Here is a 17,985-nt window from a genome sequence, read left to right as displayed (position 1 = left end):
TCCGGGAGTTGCGGGGAGAGGTGCGAGCTTCGCGATGTGTGGAATCGGAGGGCCGAGCTCTGCGAGGCCGCAACGATGTGGAGCGCTGGGTTGAGGACTCGCGGAGCTCGACCCTCCTGTAACGGTTGGGTGTACACGCTTCAGCGTGTGCCTCTCAAACCACCCCGACACGCTAAAGCGTGCACACCCAACGAAGGGCGGCTGACTCTGTGCCCCCGCTTCCCGTCCCACCAGGACGGTTGGGTGTACACGCTTCAGCGTGTGCCTCTCAAACCACCCGACACGCTAAAGCGTGTACACCCAACACAGGGCGGCCGACCCTGTGACCCCGCTTCCCATCCTGCCAGAACGGTTGGGTGTACACGCTTCAGCGTGTGCCTCTCAAACCACCCGACACGCTAAAGCGTGCACACCCAACACAGAGCGGCCGACCCTGTGACCCCGCTTCCCGTCCCACCAGGACGGTTGGGTGTACACGCTTCAGCGTGAGCCTCCCAATCCACTCGACACGCTAGAGCGTGCACACCCAACGAAGGGCGGCTGACCTTGTGCCCCGCTTCCCGTCCCGCCGGGGTGAAGGGTCTCAGACCAGGAGGGAGGTGACCACGTGGCCGTGGACGTCGGTGAGGCGGAAGTGGCGTCCCTGAAACCGGTAGGTGAGGCGTTCGTGGTCGATGCCGAGGAGATGGAGGAGGGTCGCCTGGAAGTCGTGCACATGGACGGGGTCGCGGACGACGTTCATGCCGAGGTCGTCGGTTTCGCCGTAGGTGTGTCCGGGTTTGACCCCGCCGCCGGCGAGCCAGGACGTGAAGGCGTAGGGGTGATGATCGCGGCCCCAGCGGGGGCGGTCGTCAAGGTTGCCCTGGAGGAAGGGGGTGCGCCCGAACTCGCCGCCCCAGACGACGAGGGTGTCGTCGAGGAGACCGCGCTGTTTGAGGTCGGTGACGAGTCCGGCGGACGGCTGGTCGGTGTCACGGCACTGGGTGTAGAGCTCGGTGGTGAGGCTGTTGTGCTGGTCCCAGCCGGCGTGCATGACCTGGACACAGCGGACGCCGCGTTCGATGAGGCGCCGGGCCATGAGGCAGTTGTAGGCGTAGGTGCCCTGTTCGCGGACGGCGGGGCCGTAGAGGTCGAGGACGGATTGCGGCTCGTCGGAGAGATCGGTGAGTTCCGGGACGCTGGTCTGCATGCGGAACGCCATCTCGTACTGGGCGATGCGGGTGGCGATTTCGGGGTCGCCGTGGTCGCGGAGCTTGAGGTGGTTGAGTTCGGCGAGGTCATCAAGCATGGCGCGCCGGGTGGCGGGGTCGAGGCCGGCGGGGTTGCCGAGGTAAAGGACGGGTTCGCCGCTGCCGCGGAACTTCACGCCCTGATAGCGGGAGGGGAGGAAACCGGAGCCCCAGTAGAAGTCGTAGAAGATCTGTCCGCAGGTGGTGCCTTTGCTGACGGACGTCATGACGACGTAGGCGGGGAGGTTTTCGTTGTCGCTGCCGAGGCCGTAGGTGAGCCAGGCGCCGAGGGCGGGGCGTCCGGGAAGTTCGGCGCCGCTGAGGAGCAGGGAGATGCCCGGGGCGTGGTTGACGGAATCGGTGTGGAGGCTCTTGACGAAGCAGAGGTCATCGACGATGCGGGCCGTGTGGGGGAGGAACTCGCTGACCCAGGCGCCGCACTGGCCGTGCTGGTGGAAGGGTTCGACAGGGGCGAGGAGGAGCTTGCCATCGGGCTTGCCGGTCATGGTGCTGAACCGTTTCCCGGCGACATAGGCGTCGGGGACGGGCCGGCCATGGAGTTCGCGAAGGCGTGGCTTGTAGTCGAAGAGATCGACGTGGGTGGGGGCGCCATTCTGGAAGAGGTAGATGACGCGGCGGGCGCGGGGGGCGTGGTGCGGGAGGCCGGGAAGCGGCATGGGCCTTCCGGCGGGGTCCGTGGGGCGGGGCGACGGGTCGGCGAGGAGCCGGTCGCGACCGAGGAGCCGGGCGAGGGAGGCCATGCCGAGGGCGGTGGCCGAGCGGGTGAGGAAGGTGCGGCGCGCCAGGAGGCGGTGGTGTTCGGCGACGGGATGGGAGGGGAGGCTCATTCCTTGTTCAGGGCTTCGTCGAGGTTGAGGACGGTATGGCAGAGGAGGGTCCAGGCGGCGAGTTCGACCGGATCGAGGGCGGGATCGCGGGGGGCTTCGCCGACGTCGAGCAGGGCGGCGGCGGCGACGGGATCGGCGGCGTAATGGCGGCGGTGCCGGTGCAGGGCGCGGAGGAGGATCTCGCGTTCGGAGGGCTGGGCGGCGCGGGCCAGGACCCGCCGTGAGGCGAGATCGATGCGGTCGGGGTCGCTGTGCGCCGCGAGCAGGACGTTCCCGGCCAGCACACGGGCGGCTTCGAGGTAGGCGATGTCGTTGAGGGTCAGAAGCGCGTGGAGGGGGACATTGGTGCGCGGGGTCTTGACGGTGCAGACCTGGCGGCTGGCGACATCGAAGAACATCGTGGGTGCGACGATGCGGCGCCAGAAGACGTAGAGGCTGCGGCGGTAGAGGTCGGCGCCGTGGTCCTGGCGGTACTTCTTGTTCCCGAAGGTGACCTCCTCCCAGACGCCGGGCGGCTGGTAGGGATGAACGGGCGGACCGCCGACCGCGTCGCCCAGCAGGCCGGCGGCGGCAAGGGCGGCGTCGCGGATCATCCAAGAGGGCAGGCGGTGGCGCGGGGCGCGGGCGAGAAGGCGGTTTTCCGGATCCCGCTCATGGAGTTCGGGGGTGACCTTCGAGGACTGGCGGTAGGCGGCGCTGGTGACCATGAGGCGGACCAGGCGTTTCACATCCCAGCCGCTGGCCACGAACTCGGTGGCCAGCCAGTCGAGAAGCTCCGGGTGAACGGGCGGCTCCCCCTGGACGCCGAAGTCCTCGGAGGTGCGAACCAGGCCGATTCCGAAGAACGTCTGCCAGAAGCGGTTCACCGTGACCCGGGCGGTGAGGGGATGCTCCGGATGAACCAGCCAGCGGGCGAGGTCGAGGCGGTCGGAGGGAGGCGGTTCGTCGCCACGGGTCAGGGTGGCGGGGTAGGCCATGGGGACTTCGACGGTGGGGCTCAGATAACTGCCGCGATCGAGGAGGTGGGTGGTGCGGGGCTCCGGCAGGTCCTCCATGACCATCACGCGGGGGATCGAACGCGAGGCGGCATCGCGTTCCTGCCGCACCTGGCGCAGGGCCTCGAGCTGGGCGGCGTAGTCCGGATCGTCGGTGCGCCAGTGACCGGCCAGTTTCTCGAGGCGTCCCGGGTCGCGGTCGGGAGGCGCGCTGCGGAGGATGTCGAGGATTTCACGGGGAAGACCTTCCGCCTTGGGCGAGGTGTGGGCCGGTTGACCGGCGTCGCGGGGGAACCGTTCCGATTCGAGGGCGGCGACGGTGGCGGCGACGGCGGCCAGATGGGCGTTGGCCGCGGCGAGGCGCCGCGTCTGTTCCGGGGTGGGGACCTCGAGCACGGGCGGCGTCTGGGGACTGCCGCCACTGCCGTCCACGCGGGTCCGGTCGAAGAAGGCAAAGAGGCTGAAATAATCCTGCTGGGAGTAGGGGTCGTACTTGTGATCGTGGCACCGGGAGCAGTTGAAGGTGGCGCCCAGCCAGACGGTGGCCACGGTCTCGGTCTGGTCGAAGAGATACTCGATGCGGTTTTCCTCGGCGATGCGCCCTCCCTCGCCATTGATCATGTGATTACGGAGAAAGCCGGTGGCGAGGCGCTGTTCGTGGGTGGGATCGGGAAGGCGGTCGCCGGCGATCTGCCAGACCGTGAAGGTGTCGTAGGGGAGATTGCGGTTGAAGGCCTCCACCACCCAGTCGCGCCAGGGCCACATGGTGCGTTCGGCGTCGCCCTGGTACCCGTTGGAATCGGCGTAACGGGCCGCTTCGAGCCACTCCCAGGCCATGCGCTCGCCGTAGCGGGGCGAGGCGAGCAGCCGATCCACCAGGCGCTCGTAGGCGTTCGGATGGGGATCGGCGACAAAGGATCCAATGTCTTCCGGGGAGGGCGGCAGCCCGGTGAGATCGAGGGTGACCCGCCGGATGAGCGTGGCACGGGGAGCCTCGGGCGAAGGGCTCAGTCCTTCGCGGGCGAGGCGGTGCTGGAGGAAGGCGTCGATGGGATTGCGATCGGCGGGCGTCGCGGGGGGCAGCGGCGGGCGGCGCGGCGTCTCGAAGGCCCAATGCCGGCTCCACGGGGCCCCTTCATCGATCCAGCGGCGGAGCAGCGCGACCTGCCCGGGGGTGACCTTCCGCGGGGACTGCGGCGGCGGCATGACTTCATCGGGGTCATCGCTGGTGAGCCGGCGAATGATCTCGCTGCCTTCGCTGTCGCCGGGAACCACGGCGTACTCGCGGCTTCGTCCGCGGTCGAGAGCACCTTCCCGCGTGTCGAGGCGGAGCCTTCCCTTGCGGGCGTTCTCGTCGGGGCCATGGCAGGTGAAGCAGTGGTCCGACAGGATGGGCCGGATGTCGCGATTGAAGTCGATGGGGACCGGCTCCGCGCCACAGACGGCAACGCCGGCAAGAACCCCGGCAAGAACCCCGGCCAGGCTGACGGACAAGAGCGCCCTGGGGAGGAGGGGGCGACGCCGGGTGAACATGGGCGACACTTATATCGCGGGGACCGGGGTTGTCAGGTCGCAAATCCCCGCTGGTGGAGCGAGCCGGTCATCCCGGAGTTGTGGGTAGAGGTGCGAACTTCGCGAAGCGTCGCCTCGGAGGGCAGGGAGCTGAAGCCTGAAGCCTGAAGCCTGAGGCCTGAAGCCTGAAACCTGAGGCCTGAAGCCTGAGACCTGAGACCTGAGACCTGAAACCTGAGACCTGAGACCTGAGACCTGAGACCTGAGACCTGAGATCTGAGACCTGAGATGCGGTTCCCGTGCGGAATGGGAGGTCCGGGCAGGATCGAACCCATCGGGCCGGTCCAATGGCGGCGCTCGAAACGGTGTGCCTGCGGGATCGAGGACGAGTACCGCCCTTCGGGCTGAGTATGAGTCCCCATGAGGGATGGCTCGGGCGAATTCCAAAAATCTGAGATGCGCCCCCCTGCTTCACTCCGGGCGGGAAGGCTTTGACGGGTCTGGATTGAGAAGGTAAGGACGGGGACATGGACTTCTCCCGATGGGCCTGCGTGATGGTGGCGTGTGGACTGGGACAAACGGTGTGGGGGGCGGATGCTCCGCGGCCAACGCGACCCTCCCGACCGCCGGTGGTGGTGTCGCCGGAGGTGCATGCCGACGGGCGGGTGACGCTGCGGTTGCTGGCACCGCGGGCGCAGGAGGTGGAAGCGACGGGTCCGTGGGGCTCGGGGCGGACGCCGTTGACCCGGGAGGAGAACGGGGTGTGGAGCATCACGGTGGGGCCCGTGGTGCCCGGGGTGCATGAGTACAGTTTTCAGGTGGACGGGATGACCTTACTGGATCCGGCCAACCCGGCGATCAAGCCAATGCGGCAACCGCGGACGAGCATTCTGCACCTTCCGGGGAATCCGCCTTTGATCCACGACTTCCGGGACGTCCCGCATGGCACGGTGCACCACCACACCTACTGGTCGAAGTCCCTGGGGCGCCCCCGGGAACTGGTGGTGTACACACCGCCGGGGTACGAGAGGGAATCGAACCGCCGATACCCGGTGCTGTATTTGTTCCACGGGTCCGGCGACACCCAGGCGACCTGGACGGTCCATGGCAAGGCGCACTGGATTCTCGACAACCTGCTGGCCGAAGAAAAGGCGCGCCCGATGGTGGTGGCCATGCTGGACGGGCACGCTGTGGTGCGGCCGGGGGCGTGGGGGACCAATTCGGCGGCGTTCGAGCGGGACCTGGTCGAAGACGCGCTGCCCTATGTCGAGGAACGGTACCGGGTGGCGACCGACGCCGCGGGGCGGGCCATTGCGGGATTGAGCATGGGCGGGGAACAATCGTTGCGCATCGGATTGAACCGGTACGATCAGTTCGCCTGGATTGCGGGCTTCAGCTCAGCGGCACCGGGGAAGGAATCCATCGGGCGGGCGCTGTCGGAACCGCAGGCGGCGAATGAGGCGATCCGGCTGCTGTGGATCGGGTGCGGCAAGGACGATTTTCTCCTCGATCGCAACGAAGCCCTCATCGAGGCGCTGAAGGCGGCGGGGGTGCGCCATGAGTGGCATCTGACGGAAGGCAACCATAGCTGGCCGGTCTGGCGCCGGTATCTCGCGGAGTTGTATCCGCGGCTGTTCCGATAGGCGCGGAGCATCGCCCCGGAGGGCCGCAGTGCCTCCCGGCGTCGTCGGTAGAGGTGCGAACTTCGCGAAGCGTCGCTTCGGAGGGCCGGGTTCCATGAGGCCGCAATGGACTGGAGCGTTGGGTTGAGGACTCGCGGAGCTCGTCCCTCCGATGCGTTGCCTCCTTACCCGCAATTTCGGGATGCACCGCCGGCATGCCAGTTGCCGGCAGTTGTCTTGAGTATTGGCCACCGATCCGAAAGGCTCGCCCGCACTCGACGGGTCATTCCCACCCGTTCACCAGGAAACCATAAAGGTCCCGCATGAAGACCATTCTTCGGGTGACCACGCTGCGATGGGCTTTGGCCGTAAGTGCTCTTCTTCCGGTGGGGTTGCCGGCTGAGATTCCGCTCCCGGCGATCGACCGCGCCTCATGGATCTGGGGCGATTCACAGACGGACTCTTGCCAGCTCCGCGTCACCTTCCGACTCGAACGCCTGCCCGCCGCCGGGACAGTGCTGATCACGGCCGACAACGGATACGAACTCTACGTGAACGGCGCACTTGTCGGTTACGACATTGGGCCCGGCTCGGAAGTCTGGAGTTCCATCGAGCGGTGGGATATCCGGGAGCATCTGCTTCCCGGGCGGAATGTCCTGGGCATTCGCGGCATCCGCCTGGGGGGAAGCCGAGGCGTCATCGCGGCCTTGCGGGTGGAACGGGATGGAGCGGAACCCCTGGCGTTGGTGACCGATTCGAACTGGCGGACCGCTTCCGAGGGCGAACCCGGGGCTTACTCGAAGCCGGACTTCGTGGAAGACGATGCCTGGGTCTCCGCCACGGTGCTGGGTCCGATGGGGATGGCGCCGTGGGGCAGACTCGAGTATGCGGGGTCCACCGGCGGCCGGCGCCTGGGAGTTCTGCCGGTCCGATGGGCGGCGCGTCCGGCCGGGTCGGACTTTGCCTGGCCCTCGGCCATCGCCTTCCTGGCCGACGATTGCAGCGTCTATGTGCCGCTCAACGGGGATGCGTGGGGAGTATGCTTTCGGATCGGCGACTGGACGCGGGCCTACACGATGTTCGATCTGCCCTGTCCTTCGAAGATCGGGCGGCGGCTGTGTGTGCTGGATCCGGTCGGACCGGGGGCGCGGCCGCGGGTGCTGACGGATGCCGGCCGGGGCGCCATCGGATCACCCAGCGCCAGTTATGACGGGAGATCCATTCTGCTCGCCATGGCCCCTGAGGGCGCCCGTTTCTTTCACATCCACCGTGTTCCGGTGGATGGCGGGCCGCCGCAACAGCTCACCCATGGCCCCTTCCATGACATCGATCCGGCGGAACTGCCCGATGGCCGGATCGTCTTTGCCTCGACCCGGATCGGCACCTTCGAGGAGTACCATGCGGCGCCAGCCCGCGCCCTGTTCGTCATGCAAGCCGACGGAAGCCAGATCCGGTCCATCACCCACACCCCGATCTTCGACAACGAACCGAGGGTGATGGCCGACGGTCGCATCGCGTTTGTCCGGAGCGACAATTTCTTCGGTCGGGCCAAGGTCGAGACCACGATTCACGCCATCCGACCCGATGGAACGACGGGCATGACCTTGTTCGGGGCGGATGTGGGGGCGGTGTACGGGGTGCGGTTGCGGCTGCTGGGTTATGGGAGTCCGGCGCCATTGCCTGACGGACGGATGGCGTTTCTCTCCAACCACGGCAATTACGTGGGTCAACCCGGTGAGCCGGAGTCATCGTTCCACCGGCTGCCGGACGGCCTGGGCGAGGTGGCGCCGCTGCCGGAGGGTCGGCTGCTGGCCACCCTGCTGCATCATGACGCCGCGGATCGGCGTCCGCGGGTGCTGGCGGTACTGGATCCGGCCGGCAACCATCTCACGGAGATCTACACCTCCCCGGAGACACCCATTCATTCCCCGGTGTCTCTGGGAGCGCGGCAACGGCCGCCGGTGCTGACCGAGAGCGTCAACCCTGCCCGCGCCGGCGCGCCGGGTGCCACGGGTTTCCTCTACGCCCAGGACGTGCGCATCACCCGGAAGACCGACGCCGACTGGGACCAGATCCGCGCCATCCGGGTGCTCCGGTCCCGGGGCGTGAGCATGCGTTCCTCCCACTGGGATTTCGTCCATCAGGGCAAGGAGGTGATCGAACTGGGCACGGTCCCGATCGGACCCGACGGGTCGTTCTCAGTGGAAGTGCCGGCCGACGTGCCGATCGCGCTGCAGGCGGTCGATGCCGAAGGCCGGTCGGAATTGAACGAGATGTCGTGGACGTATGTCCGGCCGGGCGAGATCCGCTCCTGCGTGGGATGTCACGAACCGCGAGGGACGGCGCCGCCGATGGATCGCTGTCTGCCGGACGCCTTTCGCACCCGCCCGTTGAGGCTGCTTGACCAGGGCGAACCCCATCGGTTCCGCGGCAACAACCCGGGCACCTCCGGCATGATGGATCTGCAGTTCGAACGCTTCCGGGAGATCGCGTCGCTCAACCTCTACCGGGATGGCCTGGACACGCCGGCATCCGGACGCGAGGAGGTTTCCGCCTGGATCGCGAAACTGGAGGGTTCCGACCCGGCCCTGCGGATTTCCGCCGCCCAGCGTCTTGGCCTGTTCCGTGACCGTTCGGCGGCGCCGGCCCTCGCTGTTGCGCTGCGGGATCCCGTTCGCGAACTGCGCGTGGCCGCCGCCATGGCATTGGCGGCCTGCGGCACCCGGGACAGCGTGTCCGCACTGCTGGCGCTGCTGGGCGACCCGGATCCCAACGCGGCCCAGGCCGCCGAGGTGGCCTTGGAGAACCTCACCGGTCATCGGGTGCCGGTCGAGGTTCCTGCCACCCGGGACGCGCGGGCGCACCAGGCTGGCATCTGGCGCGCCTGGCTCGACGCCGGCACCTGGACCGAGCGCGAGCAGGCCCTGATCGATCGGATCGACAGCCCGGATCGTGCGGTACAGCGACGGGCGATCGTGACGTTGGGGCACCTTGGCGGCGACGCGGCACGTTCGGCCCTGCGCGCCTATGTGGCCCGGGAGAAGGACCGCAATCCCTATCCGCGCTTCACGGGAAACAACCGGACGGATCAATTCACGTTCGATGCGCGATCGCCGCTGAATCCGCGGACGTTGCAGGCGGCCACGCGGGCTCTCGGGTTTCTGCGGGACACCGGGGCCATTCCGTTGTTGGTCGAGATCCTCGACACGCACATCCAACCCGAGACGGGCAATCTGTTCCTGGCGGAGACGGCGGTGGAAGCCCTGGGCTGGATTGGCACTCCCGAGGCCGAAGCGGTCCTGATCGACACCTTTGCGCGGCTTGGGCCCTATGTGAACTACGTCGGCTGGTACAGCGATCACGAGGCGCTCTATGCGTGTCATGCCTCGCCCATTCATGCGCGGGTCATCGAGGCCCTGGACCGGATCGGGAGCACCCGTGCCGGCCCCATTGTGCCGGCGATCCTCCGGTCGATTCCCACCGATCCCGACCGCGCCCTCTTTCTCGAGACGGATACCTACGAGTTGCTGGCCGGGCGTGTGATCCGGCGCAGCGGCCGCGGTGACGAACTGCTGGGGACCTGTCTGGCGGTGTTGGGCGAAACGGGTTCGCCGGCGTCCCCGGACCTACAGGAAGCCCTTGGCGCCACCTTCAATGCCTGGGCGGGCCATCCCTGTCCCGAGAACCGCGCCGCGCAACTGCTCGCGACGGTCTGTCGCGATCGCCGTTATGTGCCGGCCATCCTGGACACCTACCGCCGTTACCGGGCGAAACCGGAGGAAACCTTCGTCCGGGCTTTGAACCATCCCCAGACCTTTCAAGTCAGGTTGCCGCATCGTCACTGGGTGCTGCTTTATCTGGGCCGGGCGCTGGGGAATCTGGGGGATCCTTCGGCGATCGAAACCCTGGTGGGGTCGCTGGGCCATGAACTGAACGAAGCACGGCACGGCCGGCCCGATCCGGCCGAGCCGAACATCCACCTTCTGCAGATGGAGGCCACCCCGTGCTGGCGCGCGGCGGCGGCCTGGGCGCTGGGGCGGATTGGCGATGCCCGGGCGGTCTCCCCATTGCTGGCGGTGGTGGGCAATCTCGACAACGCCGTCGATACGCGTTACGCGGCCGCGGAAGCCCTGGGCCGGATTGCGGACCCAGGGAGTATCCCGGCGATTCGATTGCTGGCAGCCGACTACCCCGAAGTCTCCACCCGCCGCAAACTGCTCGAGGCCTGTCCGTGAACGCCGCGGCGTGGCGAACGGGTGGCAGGCAGGCACTCTCAGGGTCGGCGCGAAACCGGCGGTGACGGGTTCGATGAACGGGTGACTTCCAGGCCGCCATCGAAGCGGACCGCGATCTCCACGGCGGCAGGCGGAATGGGCGATTCGGCAATCCGGCCGCCGGGCCAGCGGATCCAGATGGCATCGGGAGGCGTGCCATCGGGGAGGGCGAGGACCTGGACCGCGCTGTTCTGCGAATGGAACCCGCTTCCCGCCTGGACCTCCCGGACGGCACCGCGCCGGGTTCCGGCCTGAAGCCGGATCTGGGCACCGATGCCATCGGGATTGCCGGCTGGACCGCGCAACCGGACCCGCAATCCCGGCGTGGCGGCCACATTGCGAAAGAGCCGCACGGTGTCCCGGTTGCGGCCGACCGCCAGGTCCAGGCGTCCGTCGCCGTCGAAATCGGCCACCGCGGCACCGCGCTGATCGCCTTCGATGCGGATGCCGCTTTCGCGGGCGGAGACCGGATCCAGGCCGCCGCGACCGTCATTGACGAGGAGGAGTCCGAGTCCCGCGTCGGCGGGTGTCTCGCTGGGGGCCAGGGCGGAGGTGTTCTGGGCGAGGAAGACATCCTCGAATCCGTTGCCGGTGACGTCGGCGATGGTGACGCCAAAGGCAGGCGCCCATTGGGCCTGGGCGGGTAGAGGTTCGGCGACAAACCGGCCACCGCGTCGGCGGAAGACGGTGGACTCGAGGTGGGTCACTTCGAGGACACCGGCGCGGGCGGCGGCGTCGCCGAGGATTTCGCCGATGCCGGCTCCGGCATAGGAGGCGTAGGTCGGGAACCGTTGCTGGAGCGACGGCAGGGCGTTCCGGGCCCAGTTGAGGGTGAGATCGGGGACCTCCCTGCCAACGACCGGATCGAAGCGGGCCTCGAGGAGATCGATGGTTCCGTTGCCGTCGAAGTCACCGTAGTACAACCGGCGGGGTCGGTCCGGGCTGGCGCGAAAGGCGGTGTTGAGACCCCAGTTGGAGGCGACGAGTTCGAGTTGACCGTCGCCATTGAGATCGCCGGAGGCCACCCCGGCCCACCAACCGCGATGGTTGCCGAAGCCCCAGTCGTCGGTGACCTCCTCGAACTGTCCGTCCCGTCGTTGGAAGACGCGCAGGGGCGAGGCGTCCGCCGCCAGGACGAGTTCAGGAAAACCGTCGCCGTCGAGATCGGTGAACAGGGCGGCACTGATGTTGGCCAGACCTTCCCACCGCTGCACCGGGGTGAAGCGACCCTGGTCGTTGCGGTAGAGAATCGACTCGGGGGGATGCGGGTAGCGACCGGGAATCGCGCGCCCCCCGACGAAGAGATCCAGGTCGCCGTCGCCGTCGATGTCGGCCAACGCCAGCGGTCCGCAGGCGAAGGTGTGACCGGGGAAGTTGTCGCCGGCGGCGCGTCGTTCGAAATCGTAGAGGCGGACGAGTCCGGCGTTGGTGGAGCCGTCGCGATAGTTGGAGGCGCCGGCCAGAAGAAGGCTGCCCACGCCGAGGACCGTCGTCTGGTCACAGAGGAGCGGGCGATGAAAGGGGGGATCGACGACGCGCTCGAACCGCGTTCCCCCAAGGTTCCGCAGGACTATCGGGAGATGACCCGCGCCGTTGGCGATCACCAGGTCGTCCCAGCCGTCGCGGTCGAGGTCGTGCCACGTGACCCCGGGCCCGAGGCGGTCAAGGCGACGAAGGATCAGCGGCTGGCGATGGGCTTCATCGAAGGGCGGTTCGGCGTGGGGCACCTCGGGGAGGGCGTTGAACTCGACGAACCAGGGCCGGGCGGCGGCGGGTGCCGTGACGGATGGAGCAGCGGGAACCGGGCGGTCTGTCGGGCCATCGGGTTCATGGATTTCGAGAAGAGTGTTGGGCGGGGCGGTGACCACGGAGCGGCGTCCACTGCGCCACTGGACTTCGACCTCGAGCGGGTGCCCGTTCGTGCCCGCGGCAAAGGTCCGCTGGGCCTGGTCGCCGGACAGGTAACGTCCCCCGGAGATCATTTCCTGGCTCTGCCCGACCGGACCGCCCCGGACGACGATCCGGGCGCCGATGCCGGCCGTGTTGGGGGCGAGTCCGCGCAGACGCACGGCGATCCGGGGACGGGCCCCGACATTGCGGTAGAGGCCCGGGCCTTCGAGGAAGTTGTTGAGCACGAGATCGAGGTCCCCGTCGTTGTCGAGATCGGCGAGGGCGAATCCCTGGGAAATCCCCGCGGTGTTGAAGCCCCAGTCGGCACTGCGATCCTCGAAGGTCAGGTCACCGCGGTTGCGGAAGGCCAGGTTCGGGGTTTCGAGGGCGGGGAACCGGGCGATCCAGGCGAGGATCTCCCGCTGGGACATGGAGCGTCCGGCGCGGGCCGCCTCCATGCGGTCGGCCCAGTCGGCGTTCTGGAAATCCCGGAGAACGCCATTGCCGATCAACAGGTCCTCGAAGCCATCGAGATCCACGTCGAGGAAGACAGGTTGCCAGGACCAGTCCGAGGCCTCGATCCCGGCGAATTGGGCGATCTCCGCGAACGTGCCGTCCCCGCGATTCCACTGAAGCGTGTTGCGGGGGACCTGGAGGCGGTCCACCACGAGACCGGCGGGCGGGGCGGGGCGAATTGCGGCGCGTTCGCCAAGCTGCACATGGCGGTTGCGATGATCGGGACTGAGCATGTCGGCGACGAAGAGGTCGATGTGGCCATTACGATCGAGGTCGGCGCCGTCCACGCCCATCGAGGACGCCGAGATGGTGGGCATGGCCCGGGCCGGCAGGGCCTGGAAACGGCCGGAGCCGACATTGATCCAGAAGCGGTCCGGGGAGACGAAGTCGTTGCAGATGTAGAGGTCGGGGGCGCCATCGCCGTTGAAGTCGCGGAACTGCACCGCAAGCCCCCAATCCCGCGGCGGTTCGCGCAGCGGCACGCCGTCCTCGTCGAGGAAGGCGCCTTCCGTGAAGGGGACGTGGGTGAAGACCCCGGTACCGTCGTTGAGATAGAAGGCATCGGGCAGGCCGTGCTCGATGATCTGCCCGAGGGGCGAGACCGTGAAGCGATCCGCCCAGCGGGGGTGGCTGACGGGCTGCCCGTTGACCTCCACCACCTCGGGCCAGCCCTCGACGATCTGCAGCCGGTACCGGGTGGACGGCTGGTCGGCGATGGTGTCGGGACGGTAGTGGGCGACGTAGAGATCGAGGTCGCCGTCCCCGTCGGCGTCGGCAAGGGCCAGCGAGGTGGCGCCGGGACGGTCGAGCAGTCCGGATGTGGCGGTGGCTTCCCGGAAGCGCCCCCGGCCGTCGTTGAGAAAAAGGCGCACGCCCCGGTCGAGCGCGGCCACCAGGAGGTCCAGATGCCCGTTGCCATTGACGTCGGCGAAAACCGCGCCGGTGGAGTCCTGCCCGGCGCAGGCGACCCCCGCGGAGGCGGTGATGTCCTCGAACCGTCCGTCGCCGAGATTGCGGTAGAGGACGTTGTCGGACTCGAGACCGCAGAAGTAGAGATCGCAAAGGCCGTCGCCATCGATGTCCCCCGCGGCGACTCCCGAGCCGTTGAGAAGATTCCGATTGAGAACCGTGCGCTCACGGGAGACGCGGTTGGTGAAGGCGATGCCGAGTTCGAGGGCATCGAGACGTCGGAAACCGTCGGGGCCGGGAGCCGGGGACAAGGGACGCGACCGGTACCCGGGGTGATTCCGCCATTCGCTCGCGGCGGCGATGCCCGCGGTGGAGAAGACGATCCCGAGGAGGAGGGCGACCCGTGCGAGTTCCCAGGAGCGACGTGCACCGCCAGGGGGGACAACCGCAGGCGCCCCCCTTCGCTCGGAGTGCCGGGAGCCTTGTCCGCACGGACCCCGGCCTGGTCGCGAGACCCGCGGACAGGGCTGTCCGCGCTCCGAGCCGTCCGCTGAGGCTTCACCTTCCCCTTGTCTCGCGGGCGCCGGCGTGAGGAGGCGTGCAGAGTCGTGGAGCATGGGAAGGCTCGCGTCCTGACGTTCGCGCCTACAGGTCATGGTGGGGTGCATTTTCAGAGCAGGACAAGAGAGAGGGTAGCCGCCCCCCCGGAGACCGTGCATCCCGGAAGTGCGGGTCGAGGTGCGAATTCCTCGAAGCGGCGCTTCGGAGGGCCGAGTTCCATGAGGCCGCAACGGTATGGAGCTTTGGGTTGAGGACTCGCAGAGCTCGTCCCTCCGATGCGTTGCCTCCTCACCCACAATCCCGGGATGCACCGCCCTGGAGAGCGAAAAGGCCGGACCGGGAAGGTTCCCGGTCCGGCCCGTGAGCGACGATCGCGTCGAGGTCAGCGCGCGATGCGGAGGAAACTCATGCCCGAAGCAGCCGTGACGGTGTGCGGGCTGGAGGCCTCGGGGACATTGGTCCACGGACCGGTGACGGCCGGCGCGGCCTGCAGGGTGCCGCCGCCGGTCCACTCGACCGTGACCGAGCCGTCGGCATTGCGGGCAATGCGGCTGATTCGCGGCGGTTCGACCTGCGCGCTTGCCGTGACAAACAGCAGGTAATCGATGTCGCCGCTGCCGAGGTTGAAGCGGACGGTCTGGACGCCGCCCATGGCGACGGTGGCGATGGCGCCCGCGGTGTTCTTCATGGGCACGAGTTCGTTGCGGCCCCATCCGCCGGACCCCGGCGCGCTGAACGAGCCGAGGCGTTCGACCGTTTGATTGGGCAGCGCGGGATTCGAGGTGACGAGGTCGAGGGAACCGTTGAGCTGTCCGGGAGACCGCCCATCGTACGACATGGCGGCCCAGACGTTGAAGTCCCCGGTGGGGAAGGTGCGGGTGTAGTTCTGCCACTCGCCGTTGGCGACCCAGCCGATGCGGTAGTTGTTGATGGTCTCGAACCAGCCGCGGTCGTTGGAGAACCGGTTGCCGTTGGAGGGCGAGATATTGACCTTGTGGAGTCCGTCCTCGCCGACCTCGGTGCGGTAATTGTCGGCGTCGGGTCCGTCATTGTTGACGAAGTCCACGTTGATGACCGCGCTGAGTCCGTCGTAGGCCCCGCCGAGGTAGGGCATGACATCCACGTCCATGCCCTCGACACCCCGCTGCGGGTTGGTCTTGCCGCCGGTCACGCCATCGTCGGAGTAATTGAAGTCCTCCGCCTCGATGACGAAGATGCTGTTGGGCTCGGCCGGATAAGGAACCACCACAAAGATGCCGTTCGCCTCGACGGTCTGGGGCGGTGCGCTGTTGTCCGTGAAGGTGAGCCGCCACGGGTATTCCCCGGCAGCGTAGGTCCGGTCGGTGAGATCGAGGCGCACGGTGGCGCCGGTTGCCGTCTTGGTGGCGACAACGCGATCGGAGACATCCTGGCTGTTGAACTGGATGCGGACACTGGACGCATTGACCTGGGCGTCGGTGTCACGCAGGACCCAGTCGAGAACGACGTTGGTGCGGGTGGCGCTGTCCTGGGGAACCGACTCCACGACCGGGGGCGGGGAGGCCGCCGGGCTGAAGATGAGGAAGTCGAAGTCGCCGCTGTTGAGATTGAAGCGAACGGTCTGGGTGCCGGTGAGTTTCACGGCGGCGAGATCGCCCGAGGCGGTGCGCATGGGGACGAGATTGTTGTTGCCCCACCCGCCGGAGCCCGGGCCGCTGAACTGGCCGAGCCGTTCGAGGGTCTGGTCCTCGGTCCCGACGCCCGACGCCACCCGGTCCAGGGTGCCGCTGAGCTGTCCGGGATTGCTCTCTCCGTGGGACAAGCCGGCGAAGACCCTCCACCAGCCGCCACTGGCGTTGGCGGGGAAGGTGCGGGTGTAGTTCTGCCAGTCGCCTCCGGCCACCCAGCCGATGCCGTAATTGACCGTGGTGGTGTAGGTAAGGCGGTCCGACGAATTGATGCCGGGATTGCCGCCGGCGCCGTTGCCGCCGGCCAGGTTGTTGCGGGCGGAAATGTTCACCTTGTGCAGTCCGTCGTCGCCGTATTCCTCCCGGTACAGGTCGGAGTCGGGGCCGTCATTGTTGACGAAGTCCACCCGGATGACGGCTGAGAGGCCGTCGTAGGCGCCGCCCAGGTAGGGCATCACATTCACATCGAGGCCTTCGACACCCGCCTGCGGATTGGTCTGGCCCCCGTCGTAGTCGAAGTCCTCGGCCTCGATGACGAAGATCGGGGTGTTGACCATGCCGCTGTTGAAGGTCCAGGACACGGTGCGGGGACCCGCACTGTCCGAGAAACTGAGTTCGGCCGTGTAATCCGTGCTGCCCACCAGACCGCCCGAGTAGAAGACGCGCGTTTCCCCGCCGGTCTTGCTGACATCGACAGGCACGGGGTTGCCGTTGAGGAGGAGCGTGATGCCGGTGGTGCTCACCTGGGTTCCGGCATCGACGAGGACTGCCTCGACGGTGCTGCCCTGGAGGATCGAAACCTGCCCCGGGCCGGGGACGAGACGCTGCACAAAGGCGGGGAGATTGGTCGGCAGAACGAAGGCCCGAAGGGCGTTGGGATGATTGGCGGTGTCGTTGATCAGTGCCCGGGTGCCGTCCGGCAGCACCGAGGACCACTCGATGCTGGCATCGCCGCCCCCCTCGTAATAGAGGGTGCGGAAGGCGTAGAAGCCCGGGGCCTGGATCTCGAACGTGAACTCCGTGTCTGCCGCCCCGCGTCCGCCGTCGAAGCCGCCGAGCCGGAGGGCAAGGATGTCGTTGGGATTGGCACCCACCGCGGTTTCAAACCCGTCATCGCTGTTCACGATCATCGTGTAGGTCCCGGCTGCGGGAAACTCGATGGCCGTGGTGATCGAGACGGCAATGCTGTCCGTGCCTCCCAACAATCCGGGAATGCCCGGCATGCCCAGATCCGGAACGAAGGTTCCAAATTCGGTGCCCTCGAACTGGCTGAAATTGATGACGTCGGTGACCCGGAAGGAGATGGGCGCGTCCGGCGAGGTCGAAACCGTGGCGGGCCCGGAAGCACCCCCGATGGCGTCGGGGTCGGCGACATTGAGCCCGTACTGGCCGGCGAGCTGGTTGTTGGCACGGGCCTTGGAAGCCTCGAGGGCCGTGGTCGAATCGGACTGGTGAACCGTCCAGGTGAACCCACGCTGGGCGGTGTTCACCGCACCGGCGGGCAGCGCAAGGCTGGCGGGAACCACCACGGCACCCGAGGTCGCCAGGGCGGAGATTCCCATCTGAGTCGCCAGAAGCGCGGCAAGGCCGCGTAAGGAGGGTGTGCGCCACCGATGGCGCGCAGGAGGGCGATGGATGTTGTGCATGGAGTGGTACGTCGGTGTTCTCGTCTCGATCGCCCCGTGGCGAATGCCGTTGTGTCGGCCTCGACCCACCACGGATGCGGGAGGCGCGACCCAAGGCCCAAAACGGACCTCACGGCCGAACGACACGGGACCCGAAGGCGATGACCGATTCGGAACGAAAAGGCAACGATTAAGACGCGAGATGGAGCCGCCGAAGCAATTGCATCCCAACAAACGCATGAATCTCATCCATGATACCTGACCCAGGCATCCCGGAGTTGTGGGGAGAGGGGCGAGCTTCGCGACGTGTGGCATCGGAGAGACGGGTTCCACGAGA

General features: G+C 67.6%; 6 protein-coding genes. 2 read left to right on the top strand and 4 right to left on the bottom strand.

Features of this window, described 5'->3' with window-relative positions; genetic code table 11:
* Window positions 1–583: 583 nt before the first annotated feature.
* Window positions 584–2,077: a DUF1501 domain-containing protein gene (locus tag KF833_15200; protein MBX3746654.1), complete on the bottom strand. Its 1,494-nt coding sequence runs from the start codon at window positions 2,075–2,077 to the stop codon at window positions 584–586.
* On the bottom strand, window positions 2,074–4,605 hold the full coding sequence (locus tag KF833_15195; GenBank protein ID MBX3746653.1) for a PSD1 domain-containing protein: 2,532 nt from the start codon (window positions 4,603–4,605) through the stop codon (window positions 2,074–2,076). The genes KF833_15200 and KF833_15195 overlap by 4 nt, the downstream gene beginning before the upstream one ends.
* 506 nt (window positions 4,606–5,111) lie before the next feature.
* Between KF833_15195 and KF833_15190 the strand changes: the two genes are divergently transcribed.
* Window positions 5,112–6,227 carry an esterase gene (locus tag KF833_15190; protein ID MBX3746652.1) on the top strand — a complete coding sequence of 372 codons (1,116 nt, stop codon included), beginning with the start codon at window positions 5,112–5,114 and terminating at the stop codon, window positions 6,225–6,227.
* Between the two features lie 302 nt (window positions 6,228–6,529).
* Window positions 6,530–10,441 carry a HEAT repeat domain-containing protein gene (locus KF833_15185; GenBank protein MBX3746651.1) on the top strand — a complete coding sequence of 1,304 codons (3,912 nt, stop codon included), beginning with the start codon at window positions 6,530–6,532 and terminating at the stop codon, window positions 10,439–10,441.
* A gap of 38 nt (window positions 10,442–10,479) precedes the next feature.
* On the opposite strand, the gene KF833_15180 is transcribed toward KF833_15185, so the two are convergent.
* Together KF833_15180 and KF833_15175 are read right to left on the bottom strand one after the other, a co-directional pair.
* Window positions 10,480–14,106 (bottom strand): VCBS repeat-containing protein, encoded by a 3,627-nt coding sequence (locus KF833_15180; protein MBX3746650.1) that lies wholly within the window; start codon window positions 14,104–14,106, stop codon window positions 10,480–10,482.
* 632 nt (window positions 14,107–14,738) lie between these two features.
* Complete coding sequence (locus tag KF833_15175; GenBank protein MBX3746649.1) at window positions 14,739–17,585, bottom strand: hypothetical protein; 2,847 nt, start codon at window positions 17,583–17,585, stop codon at window positions 14,739–14,741.
* Window positions 17,586–17,985 lie beyond the last annotated feature (400 nt).

This window comes from Verrucomicrobiia bacterium (genome assembly GCA_019634625.1).
In the GTDB taxonomy this organism is placed as follows: Bacteria; Verrucomicrobiota; Verrucomicrobiia; order Limisphaerales; family CAIMTB01; genus CAIMTB01.
The sequence above is the reverse complement of the archived record's forward strand: the minus strand, read 5'-3'. Positions and strand labels throughout refer to the sequence as shown.

What these genes read in the sequence shown, in the direction of transcription:
- KF833_15200 (MBX3746654.1), bottom strand. Translation starts at nt 2,077, where the DNA reads ATGAGCCTCCCCTCCCATCCCGTCGCCGAACACCACCGCCTCCTGGCG.
- KF833_15195 (MBX3746653.1), bottom strand. Translation starts at nt 4,605, where the DNA reads ATGTTCACCCGGCGTCGCCCCCTCCTCCCCAGGGCGCTCTTGTCCGTC.
- KF833_15190 (MBX3746652.1), top strand. Translation starts at nt 5,112, where the DNA reads ATGGACTTCTCCCGATGGGCCTGCGTGATGGTGGCGTGTGGACTGGGA.
- KF833_15185 (MBX3746651.1), top strand. Translation starts at nt 6,530, where the DNA reads ATGAAGACCATTCTTCGGGTGACCACGCTGCGATGGGCTTTGGCCGTA.
- KF833_15175 (MBX3746649.1), bottom strand. Translation starts at nt 17,585, where the DNA reads ATGGGAATCTCCGCCCTGGCGACCTCGGGTGCCGTGGTGGTTCCCGCC.